The sequence below is a fragment of the Kitasatospora paranensis genome (genome assembly GCF_039544005.1).
Classification (GTDB): domain Bacteria; phylum Actinomycetota; class Actinomycetes; order Streptomycetales; family Streptomycetaceae; genus Kitasatospora; species Kitasatospora paranensis.
The window spans coordinates 6510036-6531853 of sequence record NZ_BAABKV010000001.1 but is presented as its reverse complement, the minus strand read 5'-3'; the positions used below and the strand labels follow the sequence as shown (position 1 = coordinate 6531853).

At 73.4% G+C, this 21818-nt stretch carries 13 protein-coding genes and 6 pseudogenes; 8 read left to right on the top strand and 11 right to left on the bottom strand.

The genetic code is table 11. The annotated features are described in order from the left end of the window. The first annotated feature begins 471 nt into the window (after positions 1-471). Positions 472-1068: a hypothetical protein gene (locus tag ABEB13_RS31050; RefSeq protein ID WP_345708117.1), complete on the top strand. Its 597-nt coding sequence runs from the start codon at positions 472-474 to the stop codon at positions 1066-1068. A 106-nt stretch (positions 1069-1174) separates the two neighbouring features. Here the strand turns inward: ABEB13_RS31050 and ABEB13_RS31045 are convergent, their stop codons facing one another. The 4 genes and pseudogenes from ABEB13_RS31045 to ABEB13_RS31030 form a co-directional block, all read right to left on the bottom strand. Beyond that, entirely contained in the window at positions 1175-2557 is a 1383-nt protein-coding gene (locus tag ABEB13_RS31045; RefSeq protein WP_345708116.1) for a pyridoxal phosphate-dependent decarboxylase family protein, read from the bottom strand. Then, positions 2554-3907: pseudogene (locus ABEB13_RS31040) on the bottom strand (diaminobutyrate--2-oxoglutarate transaminase family protein). The gene ABEB13_RS31045 and the pseudogene ABEB13_RS31040 overlap by 4 nt, the downstream one beginning before the upstream one ends. Before the next feature lie 420 nt (positions 3908-4327). Continuing rightward, positions 4328-5523 (bottom strand): annotated as a pseudogene (gene glgA / locus ABEB13_RS31035) (glycogen synthase). 2 nt (positions 5524-5525) lie between these two features. Next, entirely contained in the window at positions 5526-5705 is a 180-nt protein-coding gene (locus ABEB13_RS31030) for a hypothetical protein (RefSeq protein ID WP_345708115.1), read from the bottom strand. A 250-nt stretch (positions 5706-5955) separates the two neighbouring features. Between ABEB13_RS31030 and ABEB13_RS31025 the strand changes: the two genes are divergently transcribed. Further along, positions 5956-7308: a helix-turn-helix domain-containing protein gene (locus ABEB13_RS31025; protein WP_345708114.1), complete on the top strand. Its 1353-nt coding sequence runs from the start codon at positions 5956-5958 to the stop codon at positions 7306-7308. A 118-nt stretch (positions 7309-7426) separates the two neighbouring features. Here the strand turns inward: ABEB13_RS31025 and ABEB13_RS31020 are convergent, their stop codons facing one another. From ABEB13_RS31020 to ABEB13_RS30985, 7 genes and pseudogenes are all read right to left on the bottom strand, one after another. After that, the gene (locus ABEB13_RS31020; RefSeq protein WP_345708113.1) at positions 7427-8791 is read right to left on the bottom strand and encodes a phosphohexomutase domain-containing protein; all 1365 of its coding nucleotides are present in this window, start codon (positions 8789-8791) and stop codon (positions 7427-7429) included. Then, the gene (gene glgB / locus ABEB13_RS31015) at positions 8781-11000 is read right to left on the bottom strand and encodes a 1,4-alpha-glucan branching protein GlgB (protein ID WP_380233359.1); all 2220 of its coding nucleotides are present in this window, start codon (positions 10998-11000) and stop codon (positions 8781-8783) included. Before glgB ends, ABEB13_RS31020 begins: the two co-directional genes overlap by 11 nt. Positions 11001-11033: 33 nt before the next feature. Further along, positions 11034-12509 carry a maltokinase N-terminal cap-like domain-containing protein gene (locus tag ABEB13_RS31010; RefSeq protein ID WP_345708112.1) on the bottom strand — a complete coding sequence of 492 codons (1476 nt, stop codon included), beginning with the start codon at positions 12507-12509 and terminating at the stop codon, positions 11034-11036. 2 nt (positions 12510-12511) lie between these two features. Then, positions 12512-14523 (bottom strand): annotated as a pseudogene (locus ABEB13_RS31005) (alpha-1,4-glucan--maltose-1-phosphate maltosyltransferase). A gap of 39 nt (positions 14524-14562) precedes the next feature. Further along, positions 14563-15144: a DJ-1/PfpI family protein gene (locus tag ABEB13_RS31000; protein WP_345709883.1), complete on the bottom strand. Its 582-nt coding sequence runs from the start codon at positions 15142-15144 to the stop codon at positions 14563-14565. A gap of 34 nt (positions 15145-15178) precedes the next feature. Continuing rightward, positions 15179-16848 (bottom strand): annotated as a pseudogene (locus tag ABEB13_RS40810) (thiamine pyrophosphate-binding protein). A gap of 95 nt (positions 16849-16943) precedes the next feature. Then, positions 16944-17779 (bottom strand): annotated as a pseudogene (locus ABEB13_RS30985) (type 1 glutamine amidotransferase domain-containing protein). Between the two features lie 314 nt (positions 17780-18093). On the opposite strand from ABEB13_RS30985, the gene ABEB13_RS30980 reads away from it, so the two are divergent. From ABEB13_RS30980 to ABEB13_RS30955, 6 genes and pseudogenes are all read left to right on the top strand, one after another. Further along, positions 18094-18519, top strand: a complete 426-nt coding sequence (locus ABEB13_RS30980; RefSeq protein WP_345708111.1) for a hypothetical protein — start codon at positions 18094-18096, stop codon at positions 18517-18519. Continuing rightward, on the top strand, positions 18519-20063 hold the full coding sequence (locus ABEB13_RS30975) for a GMC family oxidoreductase (RefSeq protein ID WP_345708110.1): 1545 nt from the start codon (positions 18519-18521) through the stop codon (positions 20061-20063). The genes ABEB13_RS30980 and ABEB13_RS30975 overlap by 1 nt, the downstream gene beginning before the upstream one ends. 19 nt (positions 20064-20082) lie before the next feature. Continuing rightward, positions 20083-20886 carry an ester cyclase gene (locus ABEB13_RS30970; protein WP_345708109.1) on the top strand — a complete coding sequence of 268 codons (804 nt, stop codon included), beginning with the start codon at positions 20083-20085 and terminating at the stop codon, positions 20884-20886. Positions 20887-20941: 55 nt separating this feature from the next. Continuing rightward, a complete protein-coding gene (locus ABEB13_RS30965; protein WP_345708108.1) occupies positions 20942-21313 on the top strand; it encodes a nuclear transport factor 2 family protein in 372 nt (123 codons plus the stop codon). A 7-nt stretch (positions 21314-21320) separates the two neighbouring features. Beyond that, positions 21321-21470: pseudogene (locus ABEB13_RS30960) on the top strand (VOC family protein); the annotation flags it as partial. Positions 21471-21583: 113 nt separating this feature from the next. After that, positions 21584-21763 carry a hypothetical protein gene (locus tag ABEB13_RS30955; RefSeq protein ID WP_345710019.1) on the top strand — a complete coding sequence of 60 codons (180 nt, stop codon included), beginning with the start codon at positions 21584-21586 and terminating at the stop codon, positions 21761-21763. The last annotated feature ends 55 nt before the right edge of the window (positions 21764-21818 follow it).

The window sequence follows — 21818 nt, the reverse complement described above, 5'->3', positions numbered from 1 at the left end:
GAACGGGGCGCCGGGTCGGGCGCGAGTGTTCGGGAGGGGGCTCGGACCGGCCGTGGACAGGCCGGGAACGGCAGGCTGGAGATCCCCCTGCGCCGCTAGTCCCTGGGTGCCGTGTGCTCCCGGTGTGGCGGCGACCACGAGAAGTTACCGCCGTTGATCACCGGATCCGCAAGCCTTGGCAGTTGGTTGGCGAAATCCCGCCGTAGTCCGGCCGAATGGCGATGGACAGCCGGAAGGAAGTATGTTCACGGAACTCCGGCGCATCGATAGCATCATGACTGGTCGTCAGCCATGGTGAGTTTCTCCGGATCCGATGGTCCGCAAAGCCTCCCGGGCTGTACGGGGATTCCGTCAGGCGGATTTCGGCCGGACGGCAATCAGGGCAGCGCGGAGGATCGGCCGGCTCGCCTGAGCCTGGACGGCGTGCGGTCGGCATGATCGAATGAGGCGATCGCCGAGCCGGAGGTGGGAGTGCGACGCAGGGGGTTCCTGCTGCTGGGTGCCGCGGTTGCGGTGCCGTTGGCGGCCGGATGGGCCTGGCAGGAACGGGAGTACGCCCAGGAGGCCCAGCAGCAGCCGGAGGTGTCGACGGACCTCGGACCGATCCGGCGGGATCTGGTGCTGCTCGGGCCGATCGTCTCGACGCACTGGATGCAGACCTCGCCCGGCAGACCCGGGGACCGGGTTCCGGGGCCGACGGACTGGCTCTCCAGCATCGTGGCCCGGTTGGCCCCCGGACAGGTGGCCCGCCTGCTCGGCGATCGGCAGACGACTCCCGTGTCGATGCCGCCCGCCCAGGGAAGCGCCGCCCAGGTGGGGTTCGCCGACTTGGAGATCCCCGCCCCGCTCGCGCCGTTCGTGCCGGCCGGCGGGTTCTGGGTGCGGAACGAGGCACTGGACACGTCCCTGGTGCGGGCCGAGAGTTCGCGGCTGTACTTCGACCGCTCCTCCGACACCGTCTACGTGTCCGCGGTCAACATCCACGACCCGCAGGCGCCCTACGCCCACCACGACCCCGACGGCCACACGGTCGTCGTCACCCCGTCACCGGTTCCCGTTCAGTCCTGAGCCGCCCGCGACGGACCAGGGGCGGATTCCACCTCGCGTCCCTGGCGGACGATGTCGGCCAGCAGTCGGTCGATGTCGGCGGGTGAGGTGTGCGGGTTGAGCAGGGTCAGCTTGAGGCGGACCCGGCCCGGCCCGTGCCGGGCAGCTCGGTGCGGCCGACCACCGCGCGGCCGGTGTGCAGCAGCCGGCGGCGCAACTCGGCGTTGATCCGATCGGCGGCGTCCGGGCCGTCCGTGGCCGGGCGGTAGCGGAACAGCACGGTGGTGAGCAGCGGGTCGCCGTGCAGGTCGAGGGCGGGCTCCGCCCGGACGGCCGCGGCGGCGTGCAGGGCCAGGTCGTGGCAGGCGTCGACCAGGGCGCCGAGGCCCGGACGGCCGAGGGTGCGCAGGGTGACGGCCAGTTTGAAGGCGTCCGCCCGGCGGGTGGTGCGCAGCGACAGCCCGAGCAGGCTGGGGTAGCCGGCCTGCTCGTCGTCGGCGGGGTTGAGGTAGACCGCGCGGCGGGCGAGCGAGGCGTAGGTCTCCTCGCACCGGACCAGGAAGACCCCGGCGGCGGCCGGCTGCCAGCCCAGTTTGTGGAAGTCGAGCGCGACGGAGTCGGCCCGGGCGATGCCGTCGAGCAGCGGGGCCAGCCGGTCGGAGAGCAGCGCGCCGCCGCCGTACGCGGCGTCGACGTGCAGCCAGGCGCCGTGCCGCTCGGCGAGGTCGGCGCAGCGGCCGAGCGGGTCGACGGCCCCCGTGTCGGTGGTGCCGGCGGTGGCGACCACCGCGATCGGGGTGGCGCCCTCCCAGACCGTCTCGGCGAGGGCGTCCGCGAGGGCGTCGCCGTCCATGCGCTGGTCGCGGTCGACGGGGACGCTGCGGACGGCCCGTTCGCCGAGGCCGAGCAGGGCGGCGGCGCGCTGGACGGAGAAGTGGGCGGCGGCGGAGGCGATGATCCGGGGCCGGCGGCCGGGCGGCAGGCCGTCGAGCTCGACGGCGCCGCCGAGGACCCGGTCGCGGGCCAGCATCAGGCCCATCAGGTTGGACTCGGTGCCACCGGAGGTGAGCACCCCGGCGGCAGCGGCGGGCGGGAAGCCGACCAGGGCGGCGAGTTCGGCCAGCAGGGCGGTCTCCAGGGCGGTGGCGGCGGGTGCCTGGTCCCAGGAGTCCTGCGAGGGGTTGAGGGCGCTCACGGCGAGGTCGGCGGCGACCGCGACGGCCAGCGGCGGGCAGTGCAGATGGGCGGCACAGGCCGGGTCGGCCGGGTCGGCGGCCCCGTAGGCGAGGAGTTCGGTGAGCCGGCGCAGGGCGTGCCGGTCGGGCCCCTCGCCGGTGAGCACCCGGTCCACCTCGCGGGCGAGTTCGGCGGGGCCGCCCGGCGGCACGGGGCCGCCGCGGAGCCGCGCGCCGGCCGCCAGGGCGTCCAGGGTCTCGTCCAGCAGCGGGCGCAGGGCTGCCGGGCCGCCGGACCCGCCGGAGAGCGGGGGCGTGCCCCCGGCGGCCGTCACGCCGCGGACCGGGCGGCGGCCTCGACGGCGTCGGCGAGCCGGTCGAGCACGGCCTCGGCCTGCTCGTCGGTGATGGTCAGCGGCGGCAGCAGGCGCAGCACGGTGTCGTGCCGGCCGCCGAGTTCGACGATCAGGCCGCGGCGCAGGCAGGCTTCGCGGACCCGGACGGCGAGGGCAGGGTCGGCGGGCAGCGCGCCGCAGGCATCCGGGGTGCCGGCCGGGTCGACGAGTTCGACGCCCATCATCAGCCCGCGGCCGCGGACGTCGCCGACCACCGGCAGCCGGTCGCGCAGCGCGGCGAGCCGTGCGGTCATCCGGGCGCCGAGTTCGGCAGAGCGCGCGACCAGGCCGTGGGCCGCGACGTACCGCAGGGTGGCGGCGCCGGCGGCCATGGCGAGGGTGTTGCCGCGGAAGGTGCCGGTGTGCGCGCCGGGCTGCCAGGCGTCGTACTCCTCGCGGTAGACCACGACGGCGAGCGGCAGGCTGCCGCCGATGGCCTTGGAGAGCACCATGGCGTCGGGGGTGATGCCGCTGTGCTCGACGGCCCACATGGCGCCGGTGCGGCCGACGCCGGTCTGCACCTCGTCGACGATCAGCGGGATGCCGCGCTCGGCGGTGATCCGGCGCATCGCCCGCAGCCAGTCGTCGGGGGCGGGGACGACACCGCCCTCCCCTGGACGGCCTCCAGGATCATCGCCGCGGGCGCGTCGACGCCGCCGGACGGGTCGTCGAGCAGCCGCTCGGTGTAGGTCGCGGAGAGCTCCGCACCGAGTCGGCCGCCGACCCCGAAGGGGCAGCGGTACGGGTAGGGGTAGGGCAGCCGGGTGACGTCCCCGCGGGCGGGGGTGCGGCGGTGACGGAGCCGGTGACGGCGAGGGCGCCGGCCGTCATGCCGTGGTAGGCGCCGGTGAAGGCGAGTGCGCCGCGGCGGCCGGTCGCGGTGCGCATGAGCTTGAGCGCGGCCTCGACGGCGTCGGTGCCGGCCGGGCCGCAGAAGTGCACCCGGGCGCGGTCGGCGAAGGCGGGCGGCAGCGACTCGAACAGGGCGGTGGTGAAGTCGTCCTTCTCCGCGGTGGCGAGGTCGAGCAGGTGGAGCGGGGCGCCGCTGTCCAGGGTGCGGCGGATGGCGGCCAGCACGACCGGGTGGTTGTGGCCGAGGACGAGGGTGCCGGCCCCGGAGAGGCAGTCGAGGTACCGCCGCCCGTCGGCCCCCTCGACCGTCATGCCGTGCGCCCGGACGGGGACGATCGGGAACGACCGGGCGTAGGTGCGGGCGGCCGATTCGCGGATGCGCTGGCGGCGCAGGATGGCGTCGCCGGCGGGGGCGGCGGCGTCCACGGTGGGGCTCACGGGCAGGCTCTCCCTCAAAGTTAGGTAAGCCTAAGTTTACCGCCACGCCAGCCTCGACCCCGGACCGCCCCGGCGGAACCACCCGGCCGGGTGACACCACCCGCCCTGCACCAACGAGCGCCCGCGGCGAAGGTCACGCGGCCGACCCTCCGGACCGCGCGCCACCGGACCACGGACGACCAGGCCACGGACGACCGGAGCACGGACGACCGGAGCACGGACGACCGGAGCACGGGCGAACGGGGAAGTCCCCCGCGGCCCGCCGATGCGCGGAGCCGGCCGCGACGGGCTCGCGACCGGCATTTCCGCACCGCGCCGAAAGGACCCTGGAGATCCGTTGTTCCACAGTCCTGTCGGCGATATGACGAAGCATCATGCAATCCCCGTCAAATTCCGGCCTTCATCGCGTCAAGGCCGTTGTCAACGCGTTCCCCCTCCGATCAGGCCCTGATGGACGGCCAGGGTCCGCTCGGCGACCCGGTCCCAGGAGAACAGCAGCTCGGCCCGCTCGCGGCCGGCCCGGCCGAACCGCTCCGCCCTCGCCGGGTCGTCCAGCAGCGCGTTCACGGCATCCGCCAGGTCGGCCGCGAGCCGGTCGGGGTCGGCCGGCTCGCCGGTGCCGTCCGGGAGCCGGTCGTACGGGACCAGCAGACCGGTGACGCCGTCCTCGACGACCTCCGGGATGCCGCCGACGGCGGTCGCCACCACGGCCGTCGCGCAGGCCATCGCCTCCAGGTTCACGATGCCCATCGGCTCGTAGAGGGACGGGCAGACGAAGACCGTGGCACTGCTGAGCAACTGGCGCAGGTCGGCCGCGGGGAGCATCCCGTCGATCCGCCGGACACCCTCGCGCACGGCACTCAACTCATTGACCAGAGAGGCGACTTCGGCGCCGATCTCCGGGGTGTCCGGCTGCCCGCAGCAGAGCACGAGCTGTGCCTTCGGATGGATGTCGAAGGCGGCGCGGAGCAGGTGCGGCAGGCCCTTCTGGCGGGTCACCCGGCCGACGAACAGGACGATCGGCAGATCGGGGTCGAGGCCGAACCGCCGGAGCGCGTCGCCCGACGCGTCCGGCCGGTGGACGGCGGTGTCGATACCGTTGTGGATCACGCGCACCCGCTCCGGCGCGACCTCGGGATAGACCGCGAGGACGTCGTCGCGCATGGCCCGGGAGACGGCGATCACGGCGTCGGCGGCCGCCACGGCCGAGCGCTCCATCCAGCCGGACAACGCGTAGCCGCCGCCGAGCTGCTCGGCCTTCCAGGGACGCAGCGGCTCCAGGCTGTGCATGGTCATCACGTGCGGCACGCCGTGCAGTAGCGCGGCGGTGTGACCGGCCGCGTTGGCGTACCAGGTGTGGCTGTGCACCACGTCCGCGCCCGCGCAGTCGGCCGCCATGAGCAGGTCGGCGGCCAGGTGGCCCAGGGCCGGATTGGCGTCGCGGAAGTCCCGCGGGACGCGGTAGGCGGTGGTGCCGGGCTCGTCCTCGGCCCGCCGAGGCAGCGGACCCGGACGTCGGCGAGCCGCCGCATCGCGCGGGTGAGCTCGGCCGCGTGGACGCCGGCGCCGCCGTACACCTCGGGCGGGTACTCCCTGGTCAGCAGGTCGATGCGCATGGTCAGCAGCACTCGCCGGTGCCGGGCCCCGAAGTGCCGGTCGGGGTCGGGGTGGCAGTGGGGGCGGGGCCGTCGGCGAGGACCACCGGTGCGGCGCCGGCACCCCAGACCGGGGCGACCCACAGGGCCAGGCCGGCGGCCAGCAGGACGGCGGAGAAGCGGGCGATCAGGGTCTTGGACATCGGTCGGGGCCTTCCGGGGAGACGAGTTGACACCATGAGTCAATCCTGTGTGACAGATCCTGTCAATCATTCCGCGGCGAACGATCGCACACCAGGAGTACAACGTCATGTCAACCCTCTTTCGAAACCTCCGAACCCGGCACAAAGGCGGATTTGACACCGCCGAGCAACAAAGCTGACCGAGCCGCTTGGCCCGATTCGACGAGTCCTGTAAAACGGGAAGCCACATAACCCTCTCGGAGATGGATACATGGACCAGACGCAGAGTGGGACGAGCGGAATCGGGCAGCGTCTGCGCGAGCTGCGGCTGAAGCGCGGCCTCAACCAGCAGGACCTGGCCTCCGAGGACATCTCGGTCAGCTACGTCTCCCTGATCGAGACCGGGAAGCGGGCGCCCTCGGAGACCGTGCTCAGGAGCCTGGCCGAGCGGGTCGGATGCTCCGTGGAGTACCTGCGCACCGGCCACGACGACGCCACCGTCAAGGAGCTCGAACTCAAGGTCGCCTTCGGCGACATGGCCATGCGCAACGGATCCAACGGCGAGGCCCTGCAGTCGTACAGCGAGGCACTGGCATCCGCCCCGCTGCTCAGCGAGACCATGGTCTTCCGCGCCCGCCTCGGCCAGGCCCTGGCCTTCGAGAAGCTGGGCCGGCTGGAGGCCGCCATACAGCTGCTGACCACCCTCTACGAGGACCCGAACACCGTTGCGGGCTCCGCCCAGTGGGCGCAGATCGCGGTCGCCCTCTGCCGCTGCTACCGGGAGTCCGGCGACCAGATCATGAGTGTCGAGGTCGGCGAGCGCGCGATGCGCAAGCTCGACTCCCTCGGGCTCGACATCACCGACGACCACATCCAGCTCGGCGCCACCCTCATCGGCTGCTACAGCGAGCGCGGCGACCTCGGCCAGGCCAACCTGGTGGCCGCCCGCCTCATGGTGGTCGCCGAGCAGACCGGATCCCGGGTCGCCCGCGGCTCGGTGTACTGGAACGCCGCGATGGTCGCCAAGTCCCGCGGCCGCCTCGACGAGGCGCTGACGCTGACCGAGCGGGCGCTGATGCTGATGGCCGAGACCGACAACGTCCGCCACCAGGCCCTGCTCAAGGGCGTCTACGCCCGGCTCATCATGGATTCCGACTCCCCCGACCTGGAGCGCGCCCAGACCCTGCTGGACGAGTCCCAGCTCGCCCTGCTGGAGGCCGGCACCGCGGCCGAGCAGGCGTGGAACGAGACCGGTCTCGCCCAGCTCGCCGTCCACCAGCGCCGGTACGACGAGGCGGCGGGCCACGCGAACCGCGCGCTCGGCCTGCTGCGCGCCGAGCCGCGCTGGGAGTCCGCCAAGGCCCGGGTGATCCTCGCCGAGGCCCAGTACCTGGGCGGCCACCCGGACAACGCCGTCGCGACCCTCCGCGCGGTCGAGCGCCAGCTCGCCCAGCTCAGCAACAACCGCAGCTCCGGCGAGGTGTGGCGGCAGGTCGGCGACCTCTGGCAGCAGTTCGGCCACACCGCCGAGGCACTGGCCGCCTACCGGCGGGCGCTGACCAGCGTCGGCCTGCGGGGCCTGTCGACGGCCACCGGCGCGGTCATCTCGCCCGGGGTCAACTGAGGCATGACCACCGGATCCCGCCGGACACGCACCGACGTCCGCGGACCGGGACGGGCGAGACCCGCTCGCCCGTCCCGGCCCCGGCCCGGCACGCCCGGCCCGGCGGTCCGCGGCGCCGTCAGCGCACCGGCCGGGTGGCCGCCCGCAGCACGGCGTTGCGCAGCCGGCCGAGCCCGCCCTCGTCCGGCGCCTCGGCGTTCAGCCGCAGCACCGGTGCGGTGCCGGACGCCCGGAGGTTGAACCAGGAGCCGTCGGCGAAGGACGCCGTCAGGCCGTCCAGCCGGTCCGTCGCCGCGGCCGCGTCGCCGAGGGAACGCTCCACCCGCACCATCGCCGCCACCGGGTCCGGCACCACCAGCTCGATCTCCGCCGAGGCCGCGTACCGGACGCAGCCGCTCACCAGCTCCGACAGCGGCCGGCCGGTCGCGGACAGCTCCGCCAGGAGGTGCAGCGCCGCGAGCATCCCGGTCTCCGCGCACCAGAAGTCCCGGAAGTAGTAGCGCCCGGAGTGCTCACCGCCGAGGACCGCACCGTGTTCGGCCATCAGCGCCTTCACGAAGGGGCGGCCGACCCGGGAGCGCACCGGCACCCCGCCCCGCTCCTCGATCACCTCGATCGCCGACCGGGAGGTGAGCAGGTCGTGCACCACCCGGGCACCGGGCTCGTCGGCCAGCAGCCGGGAGGCCACCAGGGCGAGCACCGACGACGCCGGTACCGCCTCGCCCCGCTCGTCCACGGCGAGGCAGCGGTCCCCGTCGCCGTCGAACGCCAGCCCCACGTCGGCACCCTCGGCCCGGACCCGGGCCCGGAGGTCCGCCACGTTGGCCGGCCTCGCCGGATCCGCCTCGTGGTTCGGGAAGGCGCCGTCCGGCTCGAAGTAGACCGGCACGACCTCCAGCAGCGGATGGTCGAGCACCAGCGGCACCGTCAGGCCGGCCATCCCGTTCCCGGCGTCGACGACCACCTTGACCGGGCGCGGGCCGGATAGGTCGACCAGCGAGCGCAGCCGCGCCGCGTAGTCGTCGAGCAGGGCGACCCGGCGGCGACGTCCGGGGACGGCCGCCGGCCGCGCGGCCGCGGGCCCGGCGAGGGCGGCCCGGATCAGCTCAAGGCCGCTGCCCTCACCGACCGGGACGGCGCCGGCCCGGCAGAGCGTGATGCCGTTGTACGCGGCCGGGTGATGGCCCGCGGTGACCATGGCGCCGGGGACGCCGAGGCACCCGGACACGAAGGACAGGTAGTCGGCCGAACCGGGGCCCGCGTCCACGACGTCGGCGCCGTGCTCCAGGACGCCCCGGGCGAAGGCGTCGGCCAGCATCGGGGAGGTGCCGCGCATGTCGCGGGCCACGGCGATCTCGTCGGCCCCCGTCAGGGCGACGAAGGCCGACCCGATCCGGTGGGCTGCCGCCTCGTCGAGCTCCTGGGGTGCCAGGCCCCGGATGTGGTGCGCCCCGACGAGGCGGGCGGCGGTTTCAGGCTCCATCGTGCTCCTTCGGTTGCAGCCAGAGGGTGGCGAGCGGGGGCAGGGTCAGCTCGGTGCTGTGCGTCAGCCCGTGCCAGGGGCTCGGCCCGGCGGTGTGCAGGGCCGTCCCGGCCGCGCCGGCGCCGCCGTAGCGGGGCGCGTCGGTGTCCAGGACCGTCCGCCACCCGCCCGCTCCCGGCAGGCCGACCCGGTGGCCGTGCCGGACGACCGGGGAGAAGTTGCAGATCGCGACCAGTGGCGTGCCGTCGGCGGCGTACCGGACGAAGGAGAGCACGTTCGCGTCCGCATCCGAGGCGTCGAGCCAGCGGAAGCCGTCGGGGGTGGTGTCCTGCTCCCAGAGGGCGGGGGTGGTGCGGTAGACGGCGTTGAGGTCGCCGACGAGCTGCTGGACGCCGCGGTGGTCGGCGGCGGCCGGCCACCCCTCGTCGAGCAGCCACCACTGCGGGCCCTGCTCGTGGTCCCATTCGGCGCCCTGGGCGAACTCCTGGCCCATGAAGAGGAGTTGCTTGCCGGGGTGGGCCCACATGAAGCCGAGGTAGGCGCGGTGGTTGGCGCGCTGCTGCCACCAGTCGCCGGGCATCTTGGAGACCAGGGACTGCTTGCCGTGCACCACCTCGTCGTGCGAGATCGGCAGCACGTAGTTCTCGGAGTAGGCGTAGACCATCGAGAAGGTGATGTCGTTGTGGTGGTACTTGCGGTGCACCGGCTCCTTGGACAGGTAGCGCAGGGAGTCGTGCATCCAGCCCATGTTCCACTTCAGGTCGAAGCCGAGGCCGCCGCTGTCGGCCGGGCGGGTCACGCCGTCCCAGGCGGTCGACTCCTCGGCGATGGTGACCACCCCGGGGCAGCGCCGGTGGACGGTGGCGTTCATCTCCTGGAGGAACCGGACGGCGTCCCAGTTCTGGTTCCCACCATGCCCGTTGGGTGTCCAGGCACCGGGCCCGCGGGAGTAGTCGAGGTAGAGCATCGAGGCGACGGCGTCGACCCGCAGGCCGTCGACGTGGAACTCCTCGCACCAGTAGACGGCGTTGGCGACGAGGAAGTTGCGGACCTCGGTGCGGCCGTAGTCGAACTCCAGGGTGCCCCAGTCGGGGTGCTCGGCGCGCAGTGGGTCGGCGGGTTCGTAGAGGGGTTCGCCGTCGAAGCGGGCGAGGGCGAAGTCGTCCTTGGGGAAGTGGGCGGGGACCCAGTCGACGATGACGCCGATGCCGGCCTGGTGGAGGGTGTCGACGAGGTGGCGGAAGTCGTCGGGGGTGCCGAGGCGGGCGGTGGGGGCGTAGAAGCCGGAGACCTGGTAGCCCCAGGATCCGCCGAAGGGGTGTTCCATGACGGGCATGAACTCGACGTGGGTGAAGCCGAGGGCGGTGAGGTAGCCGGGCAGGACGTCGGCGATCTGCCGGTAGGTGGTGAGGTCGGGGCGCCAGGAGGCGAGGTGGAGTTCGTAGACGGACATCGGGGCGCGGTGGTGGGGGGCGCGGGTGCGGCGCTCCATCCAGTCCCGGTCGTTCCAGGTGTGGGTGGAGGCGGTGACCAGGGAGGCGGTGTCGGGCGGGCACTGGGCGGCGCGGGCGAGCGGGTCGGCCTTCTGGCGGACGTCGCCGTGGCGGGAGCGGATCTCGTACTTGTAGACGGTGCCGGCCTGCAGGGCGGGGACGAAGAGTTCCCAGATGCCGGAGGAGCCGAGGGAGCGCATCGGGTGGCCGGTGCCGTCCCAGTGGTTGAAGTCGCCGACCAGCCGCACGCCGGCCGCGTTCGGCGCCCAGACCGCGAACGACACCCCCGCGATCCCCTCCACCTCCCGCAGGTGCGAACCCAGCACCCGCCACAACTGCTCGTGCCGGCCCTCCGCGATCAGATGCAGATCCAGCTCCCCCAGCGTCGGCGCCACCCGGTACCCGTCCTCCTGGACGGTCTCCACGCCGCCGGGATACCGCACCCGCAGGCGGTACCCCGGCGGCCCGACGGCCGGCAGCAGCACGGTGAACAGGCCGTCCGGGCCGCCGGTGAGCGGCACGGCGCCGCCGGCGGTGAGCAGGTCCACCCCCACCGCGCCGGGCCGCAGCACCCGTACCGCGGTGCCGTCCCCGACCGGATGGGCGCCCAGCACGGCATGCGGGTCGTGGTGCCGGCCGGACAGCAGCCGCGCGGTGTCGTCGGGCGCCGGACGCGCCTCGGGGAGCGGGATCGGGGCGGTCTGCAGCACGGTCACGGAAGGTCCTCTCGGAGTCGGTGGGGAGCGGGGTCAGCGGCCCCGGGCGAGCCGCTCGACGGCGGCCAGCGGGATCGGCATCCAGTCCGGCCGGTGGCGGGCCTCGTACAGCACCTCGTAGACGGCCTTGTCCGCCTCGAAGGCCCGCAGGACGGCCGGATGGCAGTACGGGTCCACCGGCCCGGCGGCGGCGTAGCCGGCCATGAAGGCGTGCCGGCCGCGCTGCGCCCAGGCCCGCGCCTGCCGGATCCGGCGCAGCCGTCCCGGCGAGAGGCGGGCCGCGCCCGCGCCGTCCTCGCCCTCCTCCGCGAGGACGGCGCCGAGGGCCTGCGCGGCGGCGTACTCGAAGGAGCGGAGCATCCCCGCGACGTCGCGCAGCACCGGCTGGGGCCTGCCCTGGGCGGCGCCCGGGCGCCCGGGCTCGCCCTCGAAGTCGATGACCTTCCAGCCGGTCTGGGTGCGCAGCACCTGGCCGAGGTGCAGGTCGCCGTGGATCCGCTGGCCCTCCAGGCCGCGCCCCTGGGAGGCCGCCCGGGTGAAGTCGTCGTAGATCCCGACGATCCGGGCGGCGTACGGCTGGAGCGCGGGCACCTCCTTGGCCGCCTGCTGGAGGCGGAGGGTGAGCTCGTCGGCGCACCGCACGACCTGGGTCGGTGTCAGCACCCTTCGGGGGAAGGCGTCGGCGAGCAGCCGGTGCATCCGGGCGACGCTGCCGCCGAGGGCCTGCGCGTCGGCACTGAAGCCGCCCAGGCCGCAGGTGTCCTCCCGGCCGCGCAGGCTGTCGGCGGCCTGCCGGACGCCGAGTTCCCATCCGCTGCCGTCGGCGGGCAGGTACTCCTGGAGGACGCCGAGCACGAAGTCGCCCGCGTGCAGCCGCCCCAACAGCCGGGGAGTGTGGGTGGAGCCGGCCTCGGTGAGCGCGGACAGCACCTCGACCTCGGGGTTGTTGCCCGGCTGCGGCTGGCGGAACAGCTTGAGCATCAGCCGATTGCCGTACACCACGGAGGTGTTGCTCTGCTCGGCGTCGAGCAGGCGCGGCTGGAGGCCGGCCGGGACGGCGTCCGGCGCGGTGAGCGTCAGGTGCGGAGGGCGGCCGCGGCCGGTGCGGCCGCGCTCCACCAGCAGGGACATCAGTTCCGGGTCCTCGGTGGCCTCGTAGAGCCACCAGTCGTGCCAGCGGCCGCCGGTGATCCGGCCGATGACCGCGCCGGAGAGGGCGGCGGTCAGCCGGCGGCGGACACCGAGCAGGAGCTGGTAGCGGCGGGAGGCACCGGAGGTGTGCTGGGCGGCGAGCAGGGCGTGGACGAGGACGGCGCCGCCCGGGTGGGCGGTCACCGCGTCGGTGATCGGCCGCAGGTCCTGGAGGCAGCCGCTCTCGTGGGTGAACCAGCGGCGGGTGACCAGCCACGGCAGCAGGACGGGCAGCATCGGGCGGAGCAGTTCGTCGCCCTCCAGCCCGGAGCGCCGTTCGGTCGCCAGGCAGGACTCGCATATCGCGGCGGTGGGCATGGTCAGCCGTCCTGACGGACGGTGAGGAGGTGGGCGGGGCTGTGCGCCGGGTCGAGCCGGACGTAGTTGCGGCCGCCCCAGAGGTAGATCTCGCCGGTGAGTGCGTCGCGCACCTTGGTCTCCTCGGGCAGGTCGAGGGTGACGGTGGCTTCCTGGGTGTGGTGGGGGTCGAGGTTGACGACGGTGATGACGTGGTCCTCGATGCCGTCGTCGGTGGTGGCGCGCTTGGAGTAGGCGATGACCTGGTCGTTGTCGGTCTCGTGGAACTGCAGGTCGCGCAGTTGCTGGAGGGCCGGGTGGCGGCGGCGGAGCCGGTTGAGGGCGGTCAGCAGCGGGGCGAGGGTGTCCTTGCGCGTCCAGTCCCGGGGCCGCAGTTCGTACTTCTCGGAGTGCAGGTACTCCTCCGAGCCGGGGTGCGCGGCCTCGTTCTCGGCGAGTTCGTAGCCGGCGTAGACGCCGTAGCTGGGGGCGAGGGTGGCGGCCAGCACCGCGCGGACCGCGAACGCGCCCCGGCCGCCGTGCTGCAGGTAGCCGTGCAGGATGTCCGGGGTGTTCGCGAAGAAGTTCGGCCGCATCCAGGCCGCCGCGTCCCCGGTCAGCTCGGTCAGGTACTCGGTCAGCTCCTGCTTGGTCGTGCGCCAGGTGAAGTAGGTGTACGACTGGTGGAAGCCGATCTTCCCCAGGGTGTGCATCATCGCGGGCCGGGTGAACGCCTCCGCCAGGAACACCACGTCCGGGTCGGTGCGGGCGATGTCGCCGAGGACCTTCTCCCAGAACACCACCGGCTTGGTGTGCGGGTTGTCGACCCGGAAGATCCGCACCCCGTGGCCCATCCAGAACCGCAGGATCCGCACCGTCTCCTTGACCAGGCCGTCGAAGTCCTGGTCGAAGTTGATCGGGTGGATGTCCTGGTACTTCTTCGGGGGTTCTCCGCGTAGGCGATGGTGCCGTCCGCGCGGTGGCTGAACCACTCCGGGTGCTTGTTCACCCACGGGTGGTCCGGCGAGCACTGCAGCGCGAAGTCGAGCGCGACCTCCAGGTTCAGCCCGGCGGCCTCGGCCACGAAGTGGTCGAAGTCCTCGATCGTGCCCAGGTCCGGGTGGACCGCGTCGTGGCCGCCCTCCGGCGAGCCGATCGCCCACGGCGAGCCCACGTCGTGCGGACCGGCCGTCAGCGTGTTGTCCGGCCCCTTGCGGTGCGCCCGCCCGATCGGGTGCACCGGCGGCAGGTACACCACGTCGAAGCCCATCGCCGCCACCGCCGGCAGCCGCAGCGCCGCCGTCCGCAGCGTCCCCGACACCGGCGGCTGCACCCCGGACGGGTCCACCACCGCACCCTCCGAACGCGGGAAGAACTCGTACCACGCCCCGTACAACGCCCGCCGACGATCCACCTGCAACGGCAACTCCTGCGAAACGGTCAGGAGTTCGCGCAGCGGGTAGCGGGCGAGGACGGCGCCGAGGCGGGGGCGGCGGGTCTCCAGCAGCCGTTCCTCGGCGGGGCGGGAGACGTCGCGCAGGGCGGCGGCGGTGCGCTCCAGCAGGCGGCGGCCGCGGCTCCCGGGGACGCCGGCGGCAGCCCGCTCCAGCAGCTGCGCGCCCTCCTCCAGGACGAGTTCGGTGTCGATCCCGGCCGGGATCTTGATCGCGGCGGTGCGCTGCCAGCTGGCGACCGGGTCGCTCCACGCCTCCACCCGGTACGACCAGCGCCCCGGCACGGTGGGGGTGACCTGCGCACCCCAGCGGTCACTGCCCGGTTCCAGCTCGCGCATCGGCGTCCACGGGCCGCGCCGATTGCCGGGGCCGCGGAGCACCACGTTGGCACCGACGGCGTCGTGGCCCTCCCGGAACACGGTGGCGGTCACCGGGACGCTCTCCCCGGTGACGGCCTTCGCCGGTCTGCGGCCGCCGTCGACGGCCGGTCGCACGTCCTGGACCGGGATCCGCCCGGGACGTTCGGGCCGCTGGTGTACCGGGACGGTCGTCCGACGGCGGTGCGGGGCGCTGGCGGTCATGGCGGGACTCCTCTCGTGGGGGCGGTGCGGCGACGGGCGTCAGGGCCGGGTGCCGCGCCGGGAGATCTGGTCGATGATCGTGCGGGCGAACAGGTGGCAGTGGTTGCCGGTGCGGGCGGTCACCAGGTCGCGGTCGACGACCACGTCCTCGTCCACGAAGACGCCGCCCATGTTGCGCAGGTCGCCGAGCAGGTTGTTGTGGACGACCGCCTGCCGGCCGCGGATCACCGCGGGGATCGGCGCGGCCAGCCACATGCCGTGGCAGATGATGCCCTTGACGATGGCCGGGTCGGCGAACGCCCGGCGCAGGAAGGTCGAGGCCGGCGGCAGCCGGTCCACGTCCTCGGTGTAGCGCAGCCGGTCGGCGACGATCCCGGACGGGACGATCACCGCGGCGTACTCCCGCAGGCCGTACTCGTCGATGTCCTCGAAGGACTCGGTGACCTCGAAGGGCATGCCGTGCTCGTGTCCGCGGAAGACCAGCCGGTCGTTGCCCCACATCCGGCTGAGGAAGTGGACGGTGCCACCTTCCTCGGCGAAGCGGCGCTGGTAGTAGAGGATCTCGGGTTCGTAGAAGTCGCTCTCCATGAGCACGGCGATCTTCCGGCCGTTCAGCTGCACGATCATCAACTCCCCTCTTGTGGGCGGTGGGTCGTCACGCCCGGCCGACCACGAGGTCGATCAGGAACGGGCCGGGGTGGGCGAGGGCGGCGTCGATCGCCGGGCCGACCTGCTCGGGCTTCTCCACCCGGACGGCACGGACGCCGAGCGACTCGGAGAGCGCGGCGAAGTCGATCTCCGGGCGGGTGAGGTCGAAGATCCCGGGGTAGTCGTGCGGTTCGATGCCCTGGGTGCCCCAGTACTGCGTGATGTTGTCGTCGAGCAGCTTGTAGCGCCCGTTGTTGCAGATGACGAACTTGGCGGCGATGCCGTAGCGGGCGGCCGTCCAGAGCGCCTGGACGGTGTACATCGAACCGCCGTCGCCGGTGAAGCCGACCACCGTGCGGTCGGGGTGGGCGAGTTTGGCGCCGATCGCGCCGGGGATGCCGACGCCCAGCGAGCCGCCGCGGGTCTGGAACCACTCCCCCGGCGTGTTCGGCGGCAGGTAGCGGAAGAGGCCCGGGAGCTGGTCAGCGCCTCGTCGAAGAGGACCGCCCCGGCGGGCAGCCGGTCGGCGAGCGCGCGGCCGAAGGCGGCGGCGGTCAGCGGCAGGCCGCCGGCCTCGTGGTCGTCCCGGGCCACCGCCTCGACCAGGGCGGACGCCTTCTCCCGGCCCCAGCGGGCCAGCCGCTCGGCGGCCCGGCGGGCCTGCTCGGAGCCGGCCCGGCGGCCGATCGCGTCGGCGAGCAGGCCGAGCGAGCGGCGGGGGTCGGCGACGATGCCGAGGTCGACCGGGAAGTTCTTGGCGATCGCGCCGCTGTCCAGGTCGACGTGGACGACCGGGGCACCCGGCGCGAACACCCCGTCCAGCGCCGGGAACACCTCCGGCAGCACGTAGGTGCCGACCACCAGCACCGCGTCGGCGGCCGCGGTGACCCGGCTGCTGACGGAGCCGAACATGTGGCCCAACTGCCCCCGGTAGGCGGGGTGGTCGACCGGCAGGTTGACCTCGGCCCAGTCCGCGCCCCACACCTCGGCGCCCCACACCTCGGCCAGCCGGGCGAGTTCGGCCTGCGCGCCGGAGAAGTGCACCCCGTCGCCGGCGATCACCAGCGGCCGCTGTGCACCGGCCAGCAGCTCGGCGGCCCGCTCGACCGTCTCCGGCGCGGGCAGGGAGGTGGTGACCGGGTAGCTCGTCGGCACCACGGCCTCGTCGGTGAGGCCGTCCAGCACGTCGGCCGGCAGCACCACCAGGACCGGCCCGTACGGCGGGGCGCCGGCGGTCTTGAAGGCCCGGCGCAGCACCCTCAGCGTGGAGTTGGGGTCGACCACCCGGGTCGCCCACTTGGTGACCGGCTCGGCCATGGCCACCAGGTCGGCGGCCATCTGGGCCTCCATGGCGTCGTACGCGAGGCCGGCCTCGCCGACCACCACGACGAGCGGGGCGTGGCCGCGCATCGCCTGGTAGAGCATGCCGATGCCGTTGCCGAGCCCGACGCCGGAGTGCAGCTGGATCAGGGCGGGCTTGCGGGTGGCGCGGGCGTAGCCGTCCGCGAGGCCGACGACGGCGGCCTCCTGGAGGGCGAGCACGTACTCGATCTCGGGGAATCCGCGCAGCTCGTCCAGGAAGCCCTGCTCGACCGTCCCGGGGTTGCCGAACATGTACGGGACGCCGTCGGCCTTGAGCTGTTCGAGCATCGCCACGCGGGCGGGCCTGCTGGCCATGGTCTGTTTCTCCTTCGGGTCGTCGGTGGTCGTCCGGTCGCCGCCGGCCCGGGGGCGGGACGCATCCCGTCCCGCCCCCGGGGGACGGCGGTGCGTCAGCTGGTGAAGCCCCACTGGCGCAGGCCGTGCTCCAGCACCTCGACCAGCTTCCGGCCGGTCAGGTAGGAGTCGGGGGTGGAGCGCCCGGTGATGAAGGGGTAGTCGACGATGACCGACGTCTCCTTGCCGAAGTTGCCGTGGAAGGCGCCCTCGGGTGCGGTGGCGTCGCGCAGGATGTACTCCAGCGGGTACGGCGGCGGCCCGATCACGAAGTCGGTGCCCATGAAGCCGGTGCCGTCCTTGTAGTCGTACTCGATGCAGTGACCGGTGACGTGCTTGTTGCGCAGGATGCTCACCCGGTCGTCCTGCTCGCGGGCGAACGCCAGCGCCGCCACGCCGTAGCACTCGGCGGCGATCGGCAGGTCCAGCGCGTGGAACGCCAGGATCAGATCGTGCACCCGCCAGTTGTTGGCGAGGTCGACGATCGGACCGCTGCCGCCGACGATCAGCAGCGCGTCGTAGCGGGCCGCGATCTGCTCCTGGACGTGCTCGCGGCGGGTGTTGTAGCCCTCCCAGGCGCGCAGGAAGTCGCTGCGGCTGCGGTACGGCCGGTCCGGCAGCCAGGACGACAGGTCGAGCGGGTCGTCCAGCCGGTCGGAACGGTCGAGCAGCCGCACCTTCTCGGCCATCTCGGTGCTGGTGACCGAGCGGCCCAGCGGGGGTCGATGTACTCCGGGTCCATGCTGGGCGGCAGGGCCGCGGCCCGCTTGCCGGTCGGGGTCGCGAACGTGACCTCGTAGCCGGCCCGGTCGAAGGTCTCCAGCGGTCCGACGAGTTCCTCACCCCAGTAGCCGTACTCCGAGAGCACGACCAGGATTCGCTTCTTCGCCATCGGCGGTTTTCTCCTATCGACTGGCTGGTAATTCCAGCCGGATACCGCGGCAGGACGCCTGCGGCAGTTCTGTCTAACAGCCGATCCGAATTCCGCGCCAGATCCCCCGGCGCACTCCGGGGACCTTTCGAAGTCGGGCATAGGACTTCGGCATGTTCATCGCAGGAACGGTGCTGGTCAGGCGAGTTGCCGAAGAATGGCAGGTGACTTCCCACAGTGCCGACCCGCCGGTCCGATCTCGTTGACGCTCCCGGCGGGCGGATTCTAGCGTCCTTCCCAGACCGCGCACACGAATAGCGGAAAGGGGATCGGCAATGGCCGGCGCAACCTTCGGACAAGGTCCGGAAATCAAGGAATTCGCCCAGGAGTGGTTCGATCTGCTGAGCCGTCACGACCCGGTCGGCACACTCCTGCCACTGGTCGCGGACGAAGGCCTGGAGATGGCCTTCCCCGAGCGGACGCTCCGCTCCCACGACGACTTCCGGGACTGGTACACCGTGGTCGGCGAGGCGTTCGCCGACCAGACCCACACCCTGGAGTCCTTCGACTCCCGGGAGCAGGACGGCCTGGTCGACATCGAACTGGTCGTCGTCTGGGCCGCGCAGCACCTCGCCGACGACGCGTTCCGGGTCTTCCGGGTCGAGCAGAGCTGGCAGCTGCGGCGCGACGCCGGCACCGGCGCCCTGCGCATCCTCCGCTACCGGGTCGGCGCCCTGACCCCGGTCGGGGACGCCGGCTGATGGCGGCCGACTTCGTCGTGGTCGGCGCCGGGTCGGCCGGCGGCGCACTGGCCGCCCGGCTCAGCGAGGACGGCGCCCACCGGGTCGTCCTGCTGGAGGCCGGCGGCTGGCCGGAGCGCGAGGAACTGCACCGCACCGACGCGGACGCGGTCCTCTCGCTGCTCACCGCCGACTGGAGCCCGAGCATCGACTGGGGGTACGCCACCGAGCCCGAGCCGGGCCTCGGTGGGCGGCAGGTCCCGATCGCCCGCGGCCGGGTGGCCGGCGGGTGCAGCGCGGTCAACGCGCTGATGTGGGTGCACGGCAGCCCCCGGGACTACGACGGCTGGCGCGACCTCGGCAACCCCGGCTGGGGGTACCAGGACGTGCTGCCGTACCTGCGGCGGGCCGAGAACTGGGCCGGGGCACCCTCGCCCCGGCGCGGCACCGGCGGCCCGGTGGCGGTCACCGCACCGGAGCGGCCGAGCCGGCTGGCCCGCGCCTTCGTCGACGCGGCCGCCGAACTCGGCTACAGCACCGGCGACACCGACTACAACGCCGGCCGGCAGGAGGGCTTCGGCTTCCACTACCAGCACACCCGGACGGCGGACGGGCGGCGGTCCTCGACCGCCACCGCCTACCTGCGCCCGGCGCTCGGCCGCCCGAACCTCACCGTCGAGACCGGCGCCCAGGCGACCCGGCTGCTGCTGGAGGGCTCCCGGGTGGTCGGCGTCGAGTACCTGCTCGGCGGACGGCCGCACCGGCTGCGGGCCGAGCGCGAGGTGATCGTCTGCGCCGGCGCGTTCGAGAGCCCGAAGCTGCTGATGCTGTCCGGCATCGGCCCCGCCGACCGGCTGCGCGCCCTCGGCATCCCGGTGGTGCAGGAGCTGCCCGGGGTCGGCGAGAACCTCCAGGACCACCTGTTCGCCCCGGTCTGCTACGAGTCGCTGCGCTACTTCCCGGACGACTCGCCGCTCTCCGAGGCGGGCCTGTTCACCCGCAGCGGCGCGGCCGGCCCCGGGCACGGACCGGACCTCCAGTTCACCTTCGGGCCGGTGAAGTTCCTGCCGGCCGGCTCCCCCGACGAGTTGTGGGAGGGGCCCGGGTTCACCTTCGCGCCGATCGCACTGCTGCCCGCCGCCCGCGGCGCCGTCACCCTGCGCGACACCGACCCGCTGTCCAACGCCGTGGTGCGGGCCGGGTACCTGGACGAGCCCGCCGACCTCCAGGTGCTGGTGGAGGGCGTCGAGCTGGCCCGGGAGCTCGCCCGCACCGCACCGTTCGACGAGTTCCGCGGCGAGGAGTACGGCCCCGGCAAGGAGGCCTCGACCGCCGCGGAGCTGCGCGCCTACGTGCGCGCCAACGCCACCACGCTCTGGCACCCCGCCGGCACCTGCCGGATGGGGACGGGGCCGGAAGCCGTGGTCGGGCCCGACCTCCGGGTCCACGGCATCGACCGCCTGCGGGTCGCCGACGCCTCGGTGATGCCGGTGATCACCGCCGGCAACACGCACGCCCCCAGCGTCATGATCGGCGAGAAGGCCGCCGATCTGATCCTCCGTTGACCGAACAAGGAGAGCCCCGATGACAGACCGGCAGGACGCCCTCGACCTGTACCACCGCTTCCTCGACGCGCTGAATCGCAACGACCCGCAGGGCGTCGCCGAGGTGGTCGACCCGGCGTTCGTCGACCACCACCCCGGCTTCGACATCAGCAGCCTGGCGACCTACCAGCAGGCGATCAAGGAGGTCCACGAGTCGCTCGACCTGCGCGGCGAGCTGGAGGAGGCGTTCACCGCCGGGGACCGGGTCGTCACCCGGGTGCGGCTCACCGGCACCCACCGCGGCGAGGTGCTCGGCATCCCCGCCACCGGACGCCCGGTCGCCTGGACCACCACCGAGATCTGGCGCGCCGAGGACGGCCGGCTGGTCGAGCGCTGGGCCCAGGACGACCTGCTCGGCCTCAAGGAGCAGCTCGCCCGCGGCGCCGAGAACGTCGCCGTGGTGCAGCAGGTCAGCGACGCCGTCAACGCGCACCGCTACGACGACCTGGACGCCCTGTTCGGCCCCACCTTCCGGGACAACAACCCGGCCTGGAGCGTGGCGAGCCTCGCCGAGCTCAAGGGCATCATCGTGGCCGCGCACGAGGCGCTGGACTTCCACGCCCACCTGGACGCGCTGTACCCCGCCGACCCGGACAAGGTGATCATGCACATCACCTTCACCGGCCGGCACGTCGGCCCGTTCTTCGGCATCGAGCCGACCGGACGCGAGGTCAGCTGGACCAGCCTGGAGGTCTACCGGCTGGAGGACGGCAAGGTCGTCGAGCGCTGGGTGCAGGCCGACACGGCCGGCCTGATGCGCCAGATCGGCGTCGAGCTCCCGTAGGACGGCGCCGGCACCACCACCGCGCAGCACCCCCACCGATCGCAGGAGGAAACCGATGGACACCAGGGACGTCGTGGACCGGTACTACGAGCTGGCCAACGCCGGCGACTGGGACCCGTGGTGCGACCTGTTCTCGTCCGGCACCGTGATGGACGAGCAGCTGGCCGGCCACGTCGAGGGCCGGGAGACCCTGCGCGACATGATGCGCGGATTCCCGGACATGTACGCGGAGTTCGCCAACAAGCCGGTGCACGTCGTCATCGACGGCGAGCAGGCCGCGGTGGTCTCGCACATCACCGGCCGGACCAACAGCGGCATCGAGATCGAGGCGGAGGTGTGCAACTACTTCCGGATCGTGGGCGGCGAGATCGTCTACATGGCGAACTTCCACGACAGCGCACCGTTCGCCCCGGTGCTCGGGAAGTGAGGCCGCGATGACCGCACCCGCATCGCTGCGCTGGGCGCACGTCGGCCTGAACTGCCGTGACCAGGCGGCCACCGAGGAGTTCTACACCCGCTGGTTCGGCTTCCGCCGGGCCCGGGTGGTGTCCGGCGACGGCTGGACGGTGCTCTTCCTGCGCCGCGGCGAGGCCTGGCTGGAGCTGTTCGGCAGCGACGCCGAGCCGGCGCCGGCCGCAAGGACGACGGCCCGGCCAACCCCGGCACCGTCCGGCACCTGGCCTTCCAGGTCGACGACGTGGACGCCTTCCTGGCCGGGGCGGACGGCGAACTGCCGATCTCCCTGGGCCCGCTGGGCTTCGACGAGTACATCCCGGGCTGGCGGACGGTCTGGGTCACCGACCCGGACGGTGTCGTCATCGAGGTCAGCCAGGGCTACACCGACCAGTCCCCGGAGGAGCTCGGCCGACCCGCCTGACCCGGTGCGGTCGGCCCGTCGGCGGAGCGGTACCCGCGGGCGGGCCGGCCGCCGT